The following is an 18,451-nucleotide window of genomic DNA, read 5'->3' on the forward strand; positions in this document are numbered from 1 at the left end:
GGGGGGACGACGGTGCGTCGCACCTGCGCTCCAGTCGAACCATCGAAACTCCCCACGAATACCCGCGGACACACCGCGGCGGCCACGACATTCTAGGTCGTCCACGGGCCCCGTCGAGCGCCCCGCACGGCTAGTCGCCGGAGCGCGTCATCATCCGCCTCGCCTTGGAGGCGGCGCGCCTCAGCGGCGTCCTCGTCGCCTGCGCGAGGTTCTGCTCCAGGTCCCTGTTGGCGCGGACCAGCCCGGCCTTCTCCTGCTTCAGGTCCTTGATCGCTGCGCGCTCGTCCTTGGCGATGCCGTACAGCGTGGTGATCCGCTCGCCGAGGCTTCGTCGGGCGGCGATGTCGCGGAAGTCCGACGCCGACCACTGCGCGGGCTGCTGCATCACGGGGTCGAAGTCCCACCGGTCGCCGAACCGGGCGAGGTCGGCGCCGTAGATCTCCTCGAGCGCCTCGCGCACGCCGCCCCCGAACACCTCGGACGCCGCCCGGAGCGGGGTGTCGTTCTCCCTGCCGAGGGACACCTCGTGCGGGCGCCCGACGTCGTCGAGGTGGGCGCTCAGGTCGCCCAGCAGCGTGGAGATCTCGCTGATGTCGTAGATGCGCGAGTACGGGATCGTGTCCTCGTGCAGCCGCGTCGTCTGGGGCGCGAAGTGCGTGTCGCGGACCGGGCCGCGGGGGTCGCGCAGCACCTCGACGAACCGCGCGAAGTCGCGGACCACGTCCTCGACGGAGCCCGGCGCGCCCGGCAGCCACTCGGCCCCGGCGAACTTCCGACCCGTGTAGACGGGGTCGCCCACGAGGAACTTGGACTGCCACGCCGAGAACGCCCGCAGGCGCGGGTCGCGCACGACCGCGAAGACGAACCAGCCGTTCGCCGGGGAGATCTCCGCCCGCTCGGCCGGCTCGAGCTGCTTGAGCGAGCGCACGTCGTGCCAGAGCCGCCGGTGGTGGATCATCATGCGCGGGGTCGCCTCGCAGCTCAGCACGCTGGTGAACTGCTCCGGGTCCTGCCCGCTGAGCTCCGCGACGAGCCACTTCAGGCTCGTGCACGCGTTCTTCGCCAGGTGCGTGAACAGGACCTTGTGCTCCGGCAGCACCCAGGTGTTGGGAGCGGTCGCGTGCTCCGCCGTCAGCGGGGCGGTCCCGGTCACGGCCATGTCGATCACCTCGTCCTCAGGCGGTGTGCGGAAGGGTCCCGACCATCCCCGCCGCCACGGTCTTGTTGGTGGCCTCGTCGACCAGGATGAACGCGCCCGTCCGCCGGTTCTGGCGGTAGGGGTCGACGAACAGCGGCTGCGTGACCCGCAGCTGGATGCGGCCGATCTCGTTGAGCCGGATCTCGGTCGCGTCCTCGTCGCGGTGCAGCGTGTTGACGTCGACGCGGTACTTGACGTCCTTCACCATGGCGCGCGCCCACCGGGTGGTGTGCTTGATCGCGTACTTCTTGCCCTGCACCAGCGGCGCCGTCTCGTCCATCCAGCAGATCTGGGCGTCGATGTCCTGCAGCGCGGCGGGCGAGTTGTTCGGGCGGCAGATCATGTCACCGCGCGAGATGTCGATATCGTCCGCGAGGCGCACCGTGACGGACATGGGCGGGAAGGCCTCGTCGACCGGGCCGTCGGCGGTGTCGATCCCCTCGATCGTGGTCTCGAGCCCGGACGGCAGGACCCGGACCTTGTCGCCCTTCTTGAGCACCCCGCCGGCCACGGTGCCCGCGTACCCGCGGTAGTCGCGCGCGTCGTGCGACTGGGGCCGGATCACGTACTGCACGGGGAACCGCACGTCCTGCAGGTTGCGGTCGCTCGCCACGTGCAGGGACTCGAGGTGGCTGAGCAGCGGGCGCCCGTCGAACCAGGGGGTGTTCTCGCTGCGGTTCACCACGTTGTCGCCGACGAGCGCCGAGATCGGGATGAACGTGAGGTCCGGCACCCGCAGGCGCGAGGCGAAGTCCGTGAAGTCGCGCCGGATGCCCTCGAAGACCTCCTCGGAGTAGTCGACGAGGTCCATCTTGTTCACGCACACCACGATGTGCGGGACACCCAGCAGGGTGGCGAGGAACGTGTGCCGGCGGCTCTGCTCGATGACGCCCTTGCGCGCGTCCACGAGGATGATCGCGACGTCGGCGGTCGACGCGCCCGTGACCATGTTCCGCGTGTACTGGATGTGGCCCGGGGTGTCCGCGATGATGAACTTGCGCTTCGGCGTCGCGAAGTAGCGGTACGCCACGTCGATCGTGATGCCCTGCTCGCGCTCGGCCCGCAGGCCGTCGGTGAGCAGCGCCAGGTCGGTGTAGTCGTTGCCGCGGTCCTTGCTCACCTGCTCCACCGACTCGAGCTGGTCCTCGAAGATCGTCTTGGAGTCGAACAGCAGGCGCCCGATGAGGGTGCTCTTGCCGTCGTCCACGGAGCCCGCGGTCGCGAAGCGCAGCAGGTCGGCCGACGTGTCGATCGCCTGGGAGGCGGTCTCGGTCAAGGTCTCGGTGGTCATGGCTTAGAAGTAGCCCTCTCGCTTGCGGTCCTCCATCGCGGCCTCGCTCACCTTGTCGTCGCCACGGGTGGCGCCACGCTCGGTGAGGCGCACGGCGGCGACCTCCTCGACGATCTCGGCACGGGTCGCCGCCGTCGACGCGACGGCGGCGGTGAGGTTCGCGTCCCCCACCGTGCGGTAGCGGACGGACCGCACCTCGGCGGTCTCGCCGTCCTTGAGCGGCGTGAACTCGTTGACCGCGAACAGCATGCCGCCCCGTTCCACGACCTCGCGCTCGGCCGCGAAGTACAGGTCGGGCAGATCGATGTCCTCGGCCTCGATGTAGGCCCAGATGTCCAGCTCGGTCCAGTTGGACAGCGGGAACACGCGGATCGACTCGCCCTGGTGGACGCGGCCGTTGTACAGGTCCCAGATCTCGGGCCGCTGGTTCTTGGGGTCCCACTGGCCGAAGTCGTCGCGGAAGGAGAACACGCGCTCCTTGGCGCGCGCCTTCTCCTCGTCGCGGCGCCCGCCGCCGAACAGCGCGTCGAAGCCGTTCTTCTCCGCCGCCTCGAGCAGCACCGGGGTCTGGATGCGGTTGCGGGAGCCGTTGGGCTCCTCCTGCACCAGCCCGCGCTCGATGGCCTCCGGCACGGAGGCGACGACGAGTTGGATGCCGAGCCGCTCGACCCAGCGGTCGCGCGTGGCGAGCACGGACGGGAAGTTCAGGCCGGTGTCCACGTGCATGATCGGGAACGGGATCCGCGCCGGGGCGAACGCCTTGGCGGCCAGGTGGAGCATGACGATCGAGTCCTTGCCGCCCGAGAAGAGCAGACAGGGGCGCTGCATCTCCGCGACCACCTCGCGAAAGATGTGGATGCTCTCCGCTTCGAGGCTGCGGAGCTGGCTCAGGACGTGGGACGTCACGGCTGGGCACCTTCCTTGATGTCGACTCCGACCTCCGTCAGCGCCGCACGCAGGTGCGCCGCCACGGCCGGGTGGCTGACGAAGAGATCGGGGAGCCAGGGGTCCTGGCGGTTGTACTCGAGGGGGGTGCCGTCCAGTCGGGTGCACACGAGGCCCGCGGCGAGCGCGACCGCGACGGGCGCCGCCGAGTCCCACTCGTACTGGCCGCCGGCGTGCACGTACGCGTCGACGGTGCCGTCCACGACGGACACGACCTTGACGCCGGCCGACCCCATGGGCACGAGCTCGACGTCGTCGCGGGCGGCGAGGTCCTGCACGAACTGCGGTGGACGGCTGCGGCTCGCGGCGAGGCGCAGCGGCCGGCGGCCGGCGAGGACCGCGTCGGTGTCGTCGGCCGGGCTCGGCCCGGCGTCGGTCGTGGCGGTGCTGAGGACGGCGCCGCGGGCCGGCAGACCGACCGCCCCGGCGGCGAGCCCGTCGGAGCGGGCGACGCCGCGGTCCCAGAGGGCCACGTGCACCGCGAAGTCGTCGCGCCAGCCCGCGCCGTCGCCGGCGCGCTCGGCGAACTCGCGGGTGCCGTCGAGCGGGTCGACGATCCACACGCGGTCCGCCGTCAGGCGGGCGGCGGAGTCGGCGGCCTCCTCGGAGAGGACGGCGTCGCCCGGGCGGGCGTGCGCGAGCGCGGCGGCGAGCCACGCCTGGCTGGCCGCGTCACCCGCGTCCTTGAGCTCCCCCGCCACGAACGACCCGCCGGCGGCGTCGACCTCCGCCCGCAGGCCACGGAGCACCTCGCCGGCCCTCTGCGCGAGCACGACGGCGAGCTCGCCGTCGGGCAGGCCCGGGTCCGGGAAGGACGGGGCGGACGCGGACATACGACTCCTCGGCTTGCAGCTCTGGACGGAGGCCCCGGGCGGGCCGCGGCCGACGCTACCATTCCGAATTGGACGATTCCCTGAGAGTTCACATTGTTGAATTCTGTTTTTCCGATAGGAATGGTGCGCTTTTGAGCCTCGACCTCCCGCTGATCGTCGGCGGACTCGTCGTGGGCTTCGTCGTCGGCCTGACGGGGATGGGCGGCGGCGCCCTGATGACGCCGATGCTCATCTTCGTGTTCCGCGTCGACCCGCTCACCGCGGTCTCCTCCGACGTCGTGGCCAGCCTGTTCATGAAGCCCGCGGGCGCGATCGTTCACCTGCGCCGCCGCACCGTGAACCTGCAGCTCGTGCTGTGGCTGTGCATCGGCTCCGTGCCGGCGGCGTTCTCCGGCGCGCTCCTCATCCGTTACCTCCCGTTCGACGACGGGTTCGACGAGGCGCTCAAGCAGATCCTCGGCGTCGCCCTGCTCATCGCGTCGGCCGGGCTGGTCGTGCGCGCGGTGCTCGGCATGCTGCAGCGCCGCACCGCCCTCGGCGAGGGGCCCGCCGCGCCCAGCAGCCCCGACGTCGTCGTCCGCAAGGTGCCCACGCTGATCCTCGGCGCCGTGGCCGGGCTCATGGTCGGCCTCACCTCCGTCGGCGCCGGCTCGATCATCATCGTGGTGCTGCTCCTGCTCTACCCGGCCCTCAAGGCCTCCCAGCTCGTCGGGACCGACCTGGTGCAGGCGGTCCCGCTGGTCGCGGCCGCGTCGCTGGGGCACATCCTCTACGGGGACTTCGAGCTGGGCCTGACGACGTCCCTGCTCGTCGGAGCCATCCCCGGTGCGTGGTTCGGCGCCCACGTCTCGAGCCGCGCCCCCGGCGGCATCATCCGCCGCGCCCTGGCGATCCTCCTGCTGGCCTCCGGCCTCAAGCTGCTGGGCGCCTCCCTCGGCGTGGTGGTCGCCGCCGCCGTCGGCGCGCTCGTCGTCGGCAACCTGCTGTGGATCGTGGTCCGGGAGCGCATCAAGCGGCTCCCGCCCCGGCCGGCCGTGCTCGGCACCGTCCCCGCACCCGACCCCGACCCCGTACCCGAACCGGACCCCGACCAGAAGGACACGACGACGCGATCATGACGGAGCCCACGCCCGGCACGGTGCCCTCGGACCTGCCCTCCGACCTGCCCGCCGCGACCCACGTCCTGTCCCCCGACGAGCTGGACCTCCTCGAGCTCGCCCTCGCCGGCGGCCCCTGGGTCCCGCCCGCCGGGCTGCCCGCCGGCCCCGTGACCCTCACGGACGCCGAGAACACACCGCTCGCCGTCGCCGGCGTCCACGGCGACGAGGCCCCGCGCGCCGTGCGCCCGTTCGCCCGTGCCGCCGGGCCGCACTGGGACCCCGCGGTGCGTCGCACCGCCCGCGAGGTGCGCGACGGCGCGCAGGCAGGCGTCGAGGCCCTCGCCCTGGTCGTGGCCGAACCGCCCACGCGCTCGGAGGTGGACGCCCTGCCCGGGCTCGTCGGCGACGCGGGCTCGGTGCTGCTGCTCGTCCCCGCCGCGCGCCGGTCCCCCGCCGCAGGGCACGTGGGGGCCCCGGGGCTCGTGCGCATCGCCCACGACCTCGCCGACCGGCTCGAGGACCGCGCCCGCCGCGCGAGCGTCGTCGTCGTGCCGTGGCCGGCCGACGCCCCGGACGGGCTGCGCTGGACGGACGTCGGCGCGCGCTACGGCGCCGCGCGGACCGAGACGCTCGTCGCGCACCGCTCCCCCGAGGACCGCGGCGCCGTCGAGGGGCTCGGCACCGTGTGGTCCGGCGCCGTCGCCGCGCTCTACCCGGAGGTGGCGGCCGCCGAGGTCGTGCGGGCCGCCGGCACGGCCCGGCCGCGAGGCGCCGTGGTCTTCTTCACGGGCCTGTCCGGCTCCGGGAAGTCGACCGTGGCCCGGGCGCTGGCCGCCGAGCTCGACGACGAGGGCCAGCACACCACCCTGCTCGACGGCGACGAGGTACGCCACCACCTGTCCAAGGGCCTCGGCTTCGACAAGGCCTCCCGCGAGCTCAACGTGGAGCGCATCGGCTACGTCGCGTCGCTCGTGTCCTCGCACGGCGGCGTCGCGGTGGCGGCGCCGATCGCGCCGTTCGCGTCGGGCCGCGCGCGGGTGCGCGAGCTCGCCGAGGCCGCGGGCACCTTCCTGCTCGTGCACGTCAGCACGCCGCTGGAGGTGTGCGAGGCCCGCGACCGCAAGGGCCTGTACGCCAAGGCCCGGCGCGGCGAGATCCCCGAGTTCACCGGGATCTCCTCGCCGTACGAGGCGCCGACCGACGCCGACCTGGTCGTCGACACCTCCCGCGTGACCGTCGAGGACGCCGTGGCGCGCGTCCGCGCGGCGCTCGACGCCGCGGGCGGCGAGCCCTCCGGCCCGCTCCGCTGAGCCCGGGCGTCGTGGCGTCCGCGCGGGACGCCGGGCCTCAGCCGCGCAACGCCTCGAGGATCCGCTCGCGCGCCTTGCCGTCCCGGTAGGCGAACGCGCGGTCGATCCGCTCCGCGTACCGGTCGGGCAGGCGCTCGAGGGTGCTGACGACCGCGTTCCAGGCGTCCTCGGGGCTCGTGACGACCGGGCCGAACCCGGACGACTCGAACCCCGCCGCCCGGGATCGCGCGCTGTCGGCGGCGCCGAGCACGGCCTCCCGGTCGACCTGGAGATAGACCGTCGGCCGGCCGAGATAGGCCAGGTCGAGCGCACGCGCGGAGGAGTAGTCGGTGACGAGGATCGCGGCGGAGGCCAGCGCCTCCAGCTCGTCGTCCTGGGGGACGAGCTCCACCCCGGGCGGGGGCGAGAAGACCTCGGGGCCCACCCCCGACGGGAGGATCAGCCGGACGCGGCGCCCCTCCCGGGCGGCGAGAGCGGCGAGCTCGGCGGACCCGAGGAGCTCCCGCCAGGCGGCCACGAATGGCAGGTCGTGGAACTCCTCGATCGCCCTCCCGGCCGCTTCCGGGTCGGTCGGCCGCAGCGTGCCGGACCGCCAGCCGGGCGCGACGACGACGTGCTCGGCCGGCGCCCGCAGCTCCTCGAGCCGGTCGTGAGAGGGCAGCCCCGTGAGCGCGACCTCGCTCGGGAGGAAGGCCTGGGTCCCGTAGGGGCCGCCGGCGCGGACGAGCTCGATCGCCGAGGAGACGGTGACGAGGTCGGCCTGCGACGCCCAGGAGTCGCGATGGAGCAGCCTGCCGACCCCGGCGGCGGGCAGCAGCGCCACGCGCCACTCCCGCGGGATCCCGTGCCCCGGGAGCGGGACGTGCGCACGCCGTGTCATGCGGGACGTGACCAGGAGGTCCGCCCGGCGCAGGAGGGAGGCGTGCTCGGCCGACCCTGCGGTCACGCACCGGACACCCGCCCGGCGCAGCCGTGCCTCCGCCTCGGAGCCCGCCTCGGTCACGAAGCGCACCTCGACGTCGGACGCCCGCTCCTGCGCGTACTCGTAGAGCAGCTCGCTCTGCGACGGCACGGCGTCGGCGTCGTCGCCGGTGACGAACACCCAGGTCTCGCCGCGCGCGGCCTGCGGCACGGCGTGCACCGCGGCGCGTGGCGGCGCCGCGGAGCCGGTCACGGCCCGCGCGAGGCGCCGCCAACGGGAGACGACGGACCCGGGTTCGACACCCGGCGACGGCGCGGGGGCCGGCGTGGTGGCGGTGGCCGGTTCGGGCTTCCGCGCCGCGGGCTTGACGTCGATGGGCGGCCGTCTCCCGGCACGCTCGTCGACGTCGCCGGCCTTCAGGATCGTGCCGTCGAGCTCGAGCGTGAAGCGCGGCTCCGTCGAGGCCAGGCCGACGGCGTCCCCCCGCTGCATCCGCACGAGGAGCACCAGCTGGTACAACCAGGTCTTCCCGAGGTACTCGACCCCGCGGCTCCTGTGCTCGAGGACCTCGGCCTCGCCCGCGACGACCTGGAGCTCCGGGAAGTCGTGGTCGCTCCCGTAGACGGCCGCGCGCCACGCGCCCCGCTCCGGGTGCCAGCGCAGCCGTTCCACGGGCGAGGACGAGACGTCCTCGACGGCGGAGAGCCACGCATACCGCATCTCCAGCGGCACCGCGAAGATGTCGAAGCCCCTGATGTTCTCGGCGCCGATCTGCCGCAGGTTCTCGACCAGGCGCTCGCGGATGAGCGCCAGCTGATCCTCGGAGGCGAGGTCGACGGGCGTGTTGGCGCGGCGGTTCCGGCGGAACAGCATGAACACGAAGTACAGCAGGAGGTTCGCCAGCCAGGGCGGGCACTCGTCGCCGGCGCGGTCGAGCATGCCGCGGTGCGAGATCCCGAACAGCGACGCGTAGCGGGACATGTTGCCGCTGTGCTTCGACACGATCGAGGACGCGTCGGCACGGCGGAGGTAGAAGTACTCCGCCCCCGGGACGAGCACGTATCGCGCCCGGTTGCAGAGCAGGAAGTGCCCGATCATGTCCGTGTCGGAGGACTGCAGGATCTGCTCGTCGAACCGGAGGCCGTGGCGAGAGATCACGTCGTGGCGGAAGAACGCGACACCACCGAGAGTGTGGATCTTGCGCGGCTGCCGACGCAGGTCGATGACCGAGCTGACGGCGTCGACGTACCGGGCGTCCAGCGTGTGCCCGATCGTCGAACCGTCGGGCGACGTGAGGATCGCCCGGCCCACGAACATCGTCTCGTCCGGGAACCGCTCCCGTGCCTGCTCGATCTCGAGCAGGTAGCGGGGGTCCAGCCGGTCGTCGGGGTCCGGGTGCGACACCCAGGTGCCGCGAGCCCAGGCGAGGCCCGTGTTCCGGGCCGAGGCCACGCCCCCGTTCGGCTTCGTGACGACGCGGACCGCGTAGTCGGTGGTGGGCATCCAGGCCCGCACGACGTCCTCGGAGTCCTCGGGGCAGCCGTCGATGACGAAGATCAGCTCGTACCCCGCGTGCGCCGCGACCTGCTCGTCGAGCGACCGGAGGAACGCGGGAAGGTACGGGCCGACGCGGTAGCAGGCGATGACGAGGCTCGTGTGGGGCGAAAGCCCGTCCCACTCGCCCTCGGGGCGATTGACGTCGGTCACCTCGATGTCGGTCACCTCGGTGTCAGTCATCACGGCCCTTCCGCTCCTTCAGGCCTTCGAGCTCCAGCCCGACCTCGTAGATGCGCTTCGAGTTGTCGTGGTCGAAGTAGGCGAAGAACGTCTCGACCCGCTCCTCGAACTCCGGTTCCGGTGCGCAGCCCCGCTCCAGGTAGCGCTCCAGCAGGTCGAGCAGGTCCTGCTCCGACTTCGCGACCTCGCCGAACGCGTCGGTCGCGTAGTCGAACGACGCCGCGGGGTAGTGGGGCGGGATCGAGTCGGGCTGGTAGTACAGCACCGGCTTGTGCATCTGCGCGAAGTCGAACTGCACCCCGGAGAAGTCGGTGATCATGAGGTCCGACCCCGTGAGGAGCTCCTCGTAGCTGACGTCCTCCGTGGCGGCACGCACCTCGACGTGCTCGCTCTGCGAGACGAAGTCGGTCAGCTGGGTCCCGGTGTTGGGGTGGAGGAGGAAGAGGAAGCGGTACCCGTGCTTCTCGAGGGCGGTGTGCAGCCTCGGGCTGTTGATGAGCGAGTCGAAGACCCGGAAGTAGTCGGTCTCCCGGAAGGCGCGGTGGCTGAGGGTCTGCTCCACGCCCCGTTGCGGGCTGTGCAGGTACGTCCGCCAGGTCGGCGCGAGGAGGATCGTGCGCTCCGCCCGGGAGCGGAGCCCGTCGTAGCGGGCGAACCCCGTGACCTCGACCTGGTCGGCCTCGTACCCGTAGTTCGCCTGGAGGAGGTTCCGACGCTCGAGCTCGGAGACCACGCAGACCCGTTCGAAGTTCGAGAACCCGATGTTCAGCAGGTTGTCGAGCTTGTCCACGACGAGCCCGTGGTTGATGTAGACGACGCGCGCGTCGAACAGGTCGCGGAAGTACGTCTGGTCGAGCTGGAACCCGAAGGTGTTGCTCGTCCCGATGCGGGTGGCGAAGACGATCGACGCGTGGAGATAGTGCAGCCGCTGCCGGTCCGTCCCGAAGGCGAGGTACTCCACGCCGTCGGCGTCGAGCTGCGCCGCGAGGGCCGTGCCCGGTTGGGCGACGTAGTGCGTCTCGATCCCGTCGCGCTGCGCCTGCGCCTGCGCGTAGCGGTACGCGTACTCGCCGTTGTCCCCACCCTTGACGATGCGGTCCGCGTACATCCAGATCGTGCGGCCGCGGTAGTCGGGCAGGCTCGTGAAGTACTCGCCGCGGAGCCGCGCGGCACCGATCCGTACCGGGTCGCCGGACTCCCGCAACGCACGCTGCAGGGCCTCTTCCGCCGTGTCCCGTGCCTGTTCCGAGTAGGGGGCGATGTCGATCCCGCGGCGACCCACCGTCAGGATCCCGAGCCCCGGGACGGCCCAGTACGCCCCGGGCTGGTCGCTGAGCTTGGCGGTCGCCCGCGTGAAGCGGAGCGGCAGCGGGGCGGAACACGCGTCCGGGGCCGCGTACCGGAGCTCCAGCCGACCGGTGGCCTCGGCGAACGGGATCGTCGCCGTGAAGGTGAAGGCACGGTGGAGCGCGACCCCGTGCAGCGAGGTGTCGGCGTACCGCTGCCGGTCGGCGAGCGGGACGGAGCGTCCGCCCACGTGCACCTCGAGCCGGTGCCCGGCGTGGCTGAAGACCAGCGGGATCCGGCCCCTGACCGTCAGGATGCCGTCGCGGGCGTCCATCGAGTCGATCGAGACGGTCACGGCGTCCGGGCGTTCCAGCTCCAGGCCGCGGAACTCCGCGTACGGGCCCCGCGCGTCCTGGCCCAGGACCGGCTCGAACGCCGCACCGTGCTTGAGCCGCAGCAGGTGCATGCGCACGGTCGGGGACGGGATCCGGGTGGGGCGGCGAGGGGCCCAGATCAGCTCGTCGGCCGTGTGCCGCAGCGCCCGCGAGAGGACCCGCTCGTAGGCGGCGAGGTCCTCCTCGGTGAAGATGCGCTTCGGCGTGCCGCCGGTGTTGAGCCGGATCCGGCCGGCGAGCAGGTGCACGAACAGGCGCTGGAGGTAGGCGTGGCTCGCGCCGAGGTCGGCCGTCCCCTCGAGGAGGTCCGCCCAGTCCCGCGCGAAGTCGAGGTACCAGGACCGGGTCAGCACCTCGGCGGACTGCTCCGCACCGTCGTCGAGCACGCCGTGGGAGCGCACCTCGCCGAGCACGCCGAACCCTCCGCTGATCGACAGCGCGGCGGCGAAGGCGACGCCGCGCGTGCGCGCGGCCGGGTACCGCCGGACGGCGGCCCAGAGGATGTCCGCGCGGACGAGCACCGGGCTGGAGCCGACCCACAGCGGGGCGTTCTCGGTGAGGGGCACGCCGCCGCCGAGGTCGGCCTTCGGGTGGAGCGTGTGGCCCACGGACGCGTCGGTGAACACGTGCAGGTCCTCGACCGCGTCGGGGTCCAGGCGGTCGAACGCGTCCGCCTCGAACTCCACCCCGGCGTCGACGAGGCACAGCCGGTCGCCCGGGGCCAGGCCGGCGAAGACCCCTGCCTCGGCGAGCGCGCCGAAAGAGCGGTCGGGCACGGTGCGGAGATCCGGGTCCCGCTCGATCTGCGCGAGGGAGAGCCGGGTCCGCAGGTGCGCGAGCGTCCCGTCCTCGCCGACGACCACGTAGCGGACCCGCGTCGACCGGTCCGACGCCCGGCTCGTCGCGGAGGCCCCGGTCGGCCCCGTCGTCGGGCCGTCGGCACGCTCGTCCATCGAGCCCGCGCCCGGCAGCAGCCGGGCCAGGTCCGGATCGGCGGCGAGGGCCGAGACCACCTCCCCCGCACCGAACGCGGAGTACCGCAGCACCGGGACCTGCTGCATCGTCTCGAGCCCGTCCGGCAGCAGCGGCACCACGTCGTGCTCGCGCGCGAGCCACAGCCAGGACTCGGCGGCGTGGAGCCGCTGGCCGAACATGTCGGGCACGAGGACGTCGACGCTGTCCAGGAAGCCCGCGCGGTCGAGCTGGTCGCTCGGCACCACGGCGACCCCCGCGGCCTCGGCCCGCTCCCCGGCCAGGCGCCTGCCCTCGTCGTAGAACACCACCTCGGAGGCGCCCGAGCCCACGAACACGGACCGCAGCACGCCGAGGTTCCAGCCTGCGCCGTCGACGTGCCGGGGCAGGACGACGCCGATCCTCGGGTGCGCCGGAAGGGTGCTCCGGTCGGCCGCCCGTCCCTGGACGAGCGCGACGTCGGCCCCCTGGCCCTGGAGGTACCGGAACAGCTCCGGCGAGGAGACCCTCCACCTGACGGGCGCGCCGAAGACGGCCCGGGCCTGCTCCTCGCACCAGGCGACCGGGGGCAGCACGGGCTCGTCCACGCGCCGCACGGTCTCGTCGAGCACGAGGTGCACCCGGTCGACGACGAGCCCGACCTCGGGCTCGGCGGGCAGCGCGAGGAGGTACTCCGGGTCGTCGACGATGAGGTTCTCGACGTGGGTCGTGTCGCGCCAGCTCATCCACCGCAGCTCGCCCTGCTCGACCGCGTCAATGATCCGGCGCCGCGGCTGCACGGTGCGCAGGTTGCGGCTGGACCGGGGACGGGACCCGCTCAGCAGGCCGACGGGGCCGTCCGTCCCGGTCAGGAGGGTCCGGAGCCGGTGCAGACCGTCCCGGGAGCCCTCCAGGGCGGAGTTCCAGTCGGCCAGCACCGCGTGCGAGAGCCGCTCGACCGGCGCCTCGCCGCGAACGGCCGGAGGTGCCCAGCAGATCGACGGACGCGAGTCGCTGAGCCTCCAGTCCTCGGACCCCGCGGCCTTGATGCGGCTGTGGGCGGCACCGAACTGCCTGCTGTAGGCGAGGCGCGCACCCGACATCCAGTTCGGCCGGAAGTCGGAGCGCGAGAGCGAGCCGCGCTTGAGCTGGACCAGGCCGAGCGGCTCGGGGAGGTTCACCACCGCGGACCTCCCGAAGCACCGCTTCAGGCGCTCGGAGAACTCGCTGTCCCCGGCCTTCCGCACGTCGTCGAACTGGCCGAGCCGCTCGAGCACGGCCTCCCGACGGAACAGGAGCGACGACTCGTTGGTCCGGTGCGGCGAGTAGCCCAGGTAGGTGACCTCGCCGGTGCTCAGCACCCGCTGGCTCCTCGACGTGGACGCGGTCTTGCGCGGGTCCGCCAGCAGCGGGAGGAGCTGCCGCTCGATGCGCTGCGTGTGGGAGACGTCGTCCGCGTCCTGGAAGGTCACGTACTCGCCGCGCGCCTCGCGGAGCCCCGAGTTCCGCGCCTGGTAGGTACCACCGTTGTGCTCCCGCGCGATGACCCGCACCCGGGGGTCCGCCGCAGCACTGCCGTCCAGGTGCTCCCTGCCGCTCGTGGAGCAGTCGTCGACGACCAGGATCTCGAGGTTCGACCACGACTGGCGGACCAGCGAGTCGATCGTGTGCCGGAAGCCGGCGTCCGGGTTGTACGTCGGCACGATGACCGTCACCAGGGGCTGCTCGCCGTCCGGCACGCTGCACGAGTCGGCCTCGGGTGCCTCGACGGCCCCGAAGACCCCGCCGGGTTCGTCCACCTCGTGGGCCGCGAGCACGAACGGGGCGAGCCCCCGGTCGGTGAAAGGCTTGTTGAAGAGCGCCCACCAGCGCTCGAGCCCGTCGCCCACGACCGCGGAGGCCTGGTCCGCCGTCGTGCGCTCCGCCGTGCCGGACGGACGCAGCAGGTCGGCGCGGCCCGCCCACGCGATCCCCTCCTCGGCGGTGGGGAACGAGGCGAGCTCCTCGAACAGCGCCTCGGCACGCGTCAACACCGCGACCTGGGTGGCGAGCCGCAGCGCCGCCGACGCGCCCGGGTCCCACAGCTGCGACCGGTCGAGCGCCGTGATCATGACCCTGGTGGCCGCGTCGAGGTTCCGGCGCTCGGGCTCGAGCACGCAGGCGAGCAACGCCGCGCAGAGCACGCGGGGCACGTCCCAGCGCAGCAGCTGCTCCCGGGAGACGCCGGACACGATCGCCTGGCGCAGCGGCTCCCAGCGGTGGGCGGACCCGGTGCCGTCCAGCGCGAGGAGGTCCAGGTAGGCGGCGGAGCGCATGCGGCTGCCGATGGCGAGCGCGCGCCAGGGCGACTGGCGGTTCAGCAGGAGGAACTCGTCGGGCGTGAGCTCCTGGAACGCCGGCGCGGGCTCGTCGGTGTGGGCGTGCGCGAACGACTGCGGCGCTGCGGGGATGGACATGTCGGTGCCGCGTCCTAGAGGTCGGCCGAGCCCGCGGCGGGGGTGCCGGCCGCGTCCCGCTCAGGCCGCGCGAGCTCGAACGCGATCCGTGCCGCCAGCCGCTCCGGGAGGTGCTCCTCGATCCGCTCGAGACGCGCGTTCACCAGGGCGATCTCGCGCTCCGTCGCCCGGCCCGCCGAGCGCGACGTCTCGGACTCCCTCCGTGCGCCGTTCTGCCCGAGCCGGTAGACGGCCGAGAGCACCTTGCGCAGGAAGAGCAGGACGATCGCCGTGCAGACCCCGACCGTGACCAGCACGGCGATGAGGCCCACCTGCACCGGGGCGAACAGGCACACGAGCACGGCGACGACCATGCACACCGCCATCAGGGCGACGGCGGCGAGCTGGCGAGGCGAAAAGGACATAGTGGAAGACACCTAGCATGCGGTGGGCTGTCGACGGTCGCTGGCGCGCCATCCCGGGTCGGGCGGCTCCGAACCGGACCGGCCGGGACCGATCGCGGCGGCAGGGGTCGCTCGCCGGCCCATGGTAACGGGTGGGTCGCAGGCCTCGCGGGAGGCCCGGTCCCTACGAGATCACGACGCGGCCTGCTTCTTGGGGCGCTGCTTCGAGCGCGCCCGCGGACCGACCCCGCCGGCACGCGCGGACGACCGCGCCAGGCGGTGCGCGCGGACGAACTTGCGGTACTCCGCGAGCACCTCCTCCGTGCCGCCGTCCATGACCAGCTGCCCCTGGTGCACCCAGAGCACGCGGGTGCACATCGCCTCGACCGTGCTGATCGAGTGGCTGACCAGGAAGATCGTGCCCGCGTTCTTGCGGACCTCGTCGATGCGGGCCTTGGAGCGCGCCTTGAAGGCCGCGTCGCCGGTGGCCAGCGCCTCGTCGATCATCAGAATGTCGGGCGTCGCGGCCGAGGAGATCGCGAACCGCAGCCGGGCCCCCATGCCGGAGGAGTACGTCTTCATCGGCATGTAGACGAAGTCGCCGATGTCGGCGAACTCCACGACCTCGTCGAAGCGCTCCTCGACCTGCTTGGGGGTGAGGCCGAGGGCCAGGCCGCCGATCCAGATGTTCCGCTCGCCCGTGAGCTGCGGCATCAGGGCGGCGTTGACGCCCAGCAGCGCCGGCTCACCCGCCACGTACACCCCGCCCGACCGCGGCGGGATGAGGCCGGTGATGGCGCGCAGCAGCGTGCTCTTGCCGGAGCCGTTGATGCCGACGATGCCGATGGACTCCCCGTGCCGGGCGACGAAGGAGATGCCGCGCACGGCGTGCACCTCGCTCACCGCGCCCACGTGCTGCGACGTCGAGCTCACGAGGCGGCGCAGGAGGGAACGCTTGGGGGCCTTGGCCTCGCGCACGTTCTCGGCGCCCTTGGCGGCGACCTGCTTCGCCTTGCCGCCGAAGACGCGGTAGACGATGTGCAGGTCGTCGACGACGAGCACCGGGTCGCCGACCGTCGCGACCGGCTTCGGGCCCTCGAGGTCCTCGGGCTCGAACTCCTCGTCGAGGTCGACGTCCAGATGGAGATCCGACTCAGTCACGGCCGTACCGCTCCTCTCCGCGCCAGAAGACGATGAACCCGACCACGAACGTCACGACCGCCCAGCCGGCCGCCCACAGCCACATCCACGGGTCCTGCGGCATGGACGGCTCCTGCGTGAGGATCGAGCGCGCCACGTAGAGGAACACGCCGATCGGCTGGTACTCGAGGATCGCGCCGATGACGGGCTGCACCGCCTCCGGCAGACGGTAGACGTAGTGGGTGACCGGGAAGATCACGCCCGAGCCGTACATCACGAGGCGCAGCACGAAGCCGATGATGTTGTCCAGGTCGGGCGTGATCGCCACGGCCCGGGCGACGATGAACGCGACGCCGGTGTTGAACACCCACATCAGGGCCACGATGGCCGGCAGCAGCAGCCAGCTCCAGGTGATGTGCTCCATCGGGTACTTCGGGAGCAGGCCGCTGAGCAGCACGATCGCGCACATGACCACCAGGGCCGGCACGAGGGTGGTGAGCAGCGAGACGACCTGCGCGATGGGCAGCACGGCGCGCGGGAAGTGCAGCGACCGGATGAGGTTCGTCTTCTGCGCGATCGACCGCGACCCGGCGTGCACCGACTGCTCGAAGAACCGGTACAGGAAGGTTCCGATCACGATGAACGCGATCGCGTTCTCCAGCCCGCGGGTCGTGCCCAGCAGGATGCCGAAGATGAGGATGTAGACGGTCGCGTTGAGGATCGGGTTGAGGACGGCCCACAGCTGACCCAGGTAGTTGTTCTGGTTCTTGGAGTAGGCAGTCGCGGTGCCGAGGACGCGGATGAACGCCCAGCGGGAGGCGACGTCGCGGATGTACTTGCCCAGCGGCGGGCGCACGCCCATCTGCTGCAGCCCGAACTGCTCCGCGATCGCCCGTCGCTCCTGCGAGGTGGTGTCCGGCACGACCGGCTCCGGCGGGCGGAGCGGGTCACGACCGGGCTCCGGCTTCCCGCGGTCACCCGAGGCGGCGTCCGTGGTGGTGTCGGTGGTCACGTAACTTGCATACCCGTCTTCCGAGGTACGGCCAGCGGCTGCCGGGCCCTGTCGATAGTACAGCGATGAGGTGCGCGCCCTTCGCGCCGGCGCCCCCTCGGGGACGCCTCAGGGTCCCGTGGAATACTCGTCGCGCCACGGGAACCCGCCACCAGGAAGGCACGGATGTCGCACGTGACGCCACCGCAGCAGCCCACGATCACGGACCGCGCGCGCAAGCTTGCCGCACAGATCTTGCTGACCGCGGGATCGCGCGTCAAGCGGGTCGTGACCAGCACGATCGCCGGTGAGGAGCCCGAGCACTCCCCCGCGCTGGAGGGCCTGCCCCCGTTCCCCGTGGTGGCGTACTTCGCGGACACCCCGAACCAGGGGTACCAGCTGCGGCAGTGGCTGCCCGTGCTCGAGCGGGTCGCCGCGCAGCACCCCGTGGCGATCGTCACCCGGCACTGGGAGCTCACCGAGCAGCTCCGCGAGACCACCGACCTGCCCGTGCTATTCGTCCGGCGCCTGGACGGTCTGCGCCGGCTCTACGAGCAGATCGACGTCAAGACGGTCGTCTACGTCAACAACGGCTGGCGCAACTTCCAGTCGCTCATCTACCAGCGGGCCCTGCACGTGCACGTCAACCACGGCGAGTCCGACAAGATCTCGATGGTCTCCAACCAGGCCAAGGCCTACGACCACGTGGTCGTCGCCGGCCAGGCCGCGATCGAGCGCCACCGGCGCGCCCTCATCAACTTCGACCTCGACACGCTGGTCGTGTGCGGCCGCCCGCAGCTCGACCTCGACGTGGCGCCGGCGCTCGCGCCGGCCGACGGTCGCCGGACCGTGCTCTACGCCCCCACCTGGTCCGGCGAGGACGACGCCAACAATTACACGTCCGTCGACCTGTACGGCACCGCGATCGTGCGCGCCCTCCTGGACCGCCCGGACGTCCGGCTCGTCTACAAGCCGCACCCCCGCGTGCTCACCGCCGAGGAACCGGCGGTCGCCCAGGCCCACGCCGAGATCGTGCGGCTCGTCACCGCCGCGCGGGAGGCCGGCGCCCCGCACGAGCTGCCGCTCGAGGCCGACATCCTCGGCCTCTTCGAGGACGCCGACCTGCTCGTCACCGACATCTCGTCCGTCGGCCTCGACTTCCTCTACCTGCGCCCCGACGTCCCGATCGTCCTCACCGACCGGCGCACCGACCGCGCCCGGATCGTCGCCGAGGCCCCCGTCGCGAGCGTCGTCGACATCGTGGACCGCGACACCGTGGGCGACGTCGGCACGCTCCTGGCGGCCAACCTCGCCCAGGACCCCCACCACGACGCCCGCGGGCGCGTGCGCGACCACTACTTCGGGTTCGCGCGGGGCGACAGCAGCCGACGCTTCCTGGAGTTCGTGACGGACTGCGTCGCGCGCCGGGACAGGCTGCTGTCCGGGCCGAGATAGAGAGGCTCCTCGCCCGAGATAGAGAGGGGACGGACCGATCCATGATCGGTCCGTCCC

12 protein-coding genes are annotated in these 18,451 nt (G+C 72.4%); 3 read left to right on the forward strand and 9 right to left on the reverse strand.

Annotated features, from left to right (window positions below; all coding sequences use genetic code 11):
- Positions 1-130 precede the first annotated feature (130 nt).
- From ACFCZN_RS16975 to ACFCZN_RS16990, 4 genes are read right to left on the reverse strand one after another with little or no spacing between them, the layout of a single operon-like run.
- Positions 131-1,159 carry a sulfotransferase family 2 domain-containing protein gene (locus ACFCZN_RS16975; RefSeq protein ID WP_430557523.1) on the reverse strand — a complete coding sequence of 343 codons (1,029 nt, stop codon included), beginning with the start codon at positions 1,157-1,159 and terminating at the stop codon, positions 131-133.
- A 16-nt stretch (positions 1,160-1,175) separates the two neighbouring features.
- On the reverse strand, positions 1,176-2,489 hold the full coding sequence (cysN, locus tag ACFCZN_RS16980) for a sulfate adenylyltransferase subunit CysN (RefSeq protein WP_429764628.1): 1,314 nt from the start codon (positions 2,487-2,489) through the stop codon (positions 1,176-1,178).
- A 3-nt stretch (positions 2,490-2,492) separates the two neighbouring features.
- Positions 2,493-3,395: a sulfate adenylyltransferase subunit CysD gene (gene cysD, locus ACFCZN_RS16985; RefSeq protein ID WP_430557524.1), complete on the reverse strand. Its 903-nt coding sequence runs from the start codon at positions 3,393-3,395 to the stop codon at positions 2,493-2,495.
- Entirely contained in the window at positions 3,392-4,267 is an 876-nt protein-coding gene (locus tag ACFCZN_RS16990) for an inositol monophosphatase family protein (protein WP_430557525.1), read from the reverse strand. The genes cysD and ACFCZN_RS16990 overlap by 4 nt, the downstream gene beginning before the upstream one ends.
- Before the next feature lie 131 nt (positions 4,268-4,398).
- On the opposite strand from ACFCZN_RS16990, the gene ACFCZN_RS16995 reads away from it, so the two are divergent.
- A complete protein-coding gene (locus ACFCZN_RS16995; RefSeq protein WP_430557526.1) occupies positions 4,399-5,385 on the forward strand; it encodes a sulfite exporter TauE/SafE family protein in 987 nt (328 codons plus the stop codon).
- Positions 5,382-6,677: an adenylyl-sulfate kinase gene (gene cysC, locus ACFCZN_RS17000; protein WP_430557527.1), complete on the forward strand. Its 1,296-nt coding sequence runs from the start codon at positions 5,382-5,384 to the stop codon at positions 6,675-6,677. Before ACFCZN_RS16995 ends, cysC begins: the two co-directional genes overlap by 4 nt.
- A gap of 37 nt (positions 6,678-6,714) precedes the next feature.
- Here the strand turns inward: cysC and ACFCZN_RS17005 are convergent, their stop codons facing one another.
- The 5 genes from ACFCZN_RS17005 to ACFCZN_RS17025 all read right to left on the reverse strand — a co-directional run bounded on the left by ACFCZN_RS17005 (position 6,715) and on the right by ACFCZN_RS17025 (position 16,960).
- Positions 6,715-9,336, reverse strand: coding sequence for a glycosyltransferase (locus ACFCZN_RS17005; RefSeq protein WP_430557528.1), 2,622 nt, complete (start codon positions 9,334-9,336; stop codon positions 6,715-6,717).
- Positions 9,329-14,425: a CDP-glycerol:glycerophosphate glycerophosphotransferase gene (locus ACFCZN_RS17010; RefSeq protein WP_430557529.1), complete on the reverse strand. Its 5,097-nt coding sequence runs from the start codon at positions 14,423-14,425 to the stop codon at positions 9,329-9,331. The genes ACFCZN_RS17005 and ACFCZN_RS17010 overlap by 8 nt, the downstream gene beginning before the upstream one ends.
- Before the next feature lie 14 nt (positions 14,426-14,439).
- Entirely contained in the window at positions 14,440-14,829 is a 390-nt protein-coding gene (locus ACFCZN_RS17015; RefSeq protein WP_430557530.1) for a hypothetical protein, read from the reverse strand.
- A 171-nt stretch (positions 14,830-15,000) separates the two neighbouring features.
- Positions 15,001-15,969, reverse strand: a complete 969-nt coding sequence (locus ACFCZN_RS17020; RefSeq protein WP_429764620.1) for an ABC transporter ATP-binding protein — start codon at positions 15,967-15,969, stop codon at positions 15,001-15,003.
- Positions 15,962-16,960, reverse strand: a complete 999-nt coding sequence (locus ACFCZN_RS17025) for an ABC transporter permease (RefSeq protein ID WP_429764619.1) — start codon at positions 16,958-16,960, stop codon at positions 15,962-15,964. The genes ACFCZN_RS17020 and ACFCZN_RS17025 overlap by 8 nt, the downstream gene beginning before the upstream one ends.
- A 174-nt stretch (positions 16,961-17,134) precedes the next feature.
- Here ACFCZN_RS17025 and ACFCZN_RS17030 point away from each other — a divergent pair, with 174 nt between their 5' ends.
- Entirely contained in the window at positions 17,135-18,394 is a 1,260-nt protein-coding gene (locus tag ACFCZN_RS17030; protein ID WP_429764618.1) for a CDP-glycerol glycerophosphotransferase family protein, read from the forward strand.
- The last annotated feature ends 57 nt before the right edge of the window (positions 18,395-18,451 follow it).

The organism is Isoptericola sp. NPDC056134, assembly GCF_042264825.1.
GTDB classification, from domain to species: domain Bacteria; phylum Actinomycetota; class Actinomycetes; order Actinomycetales; family Cellulomonadaceae; genus Isoptericola; species Isoptericola nanjingensis.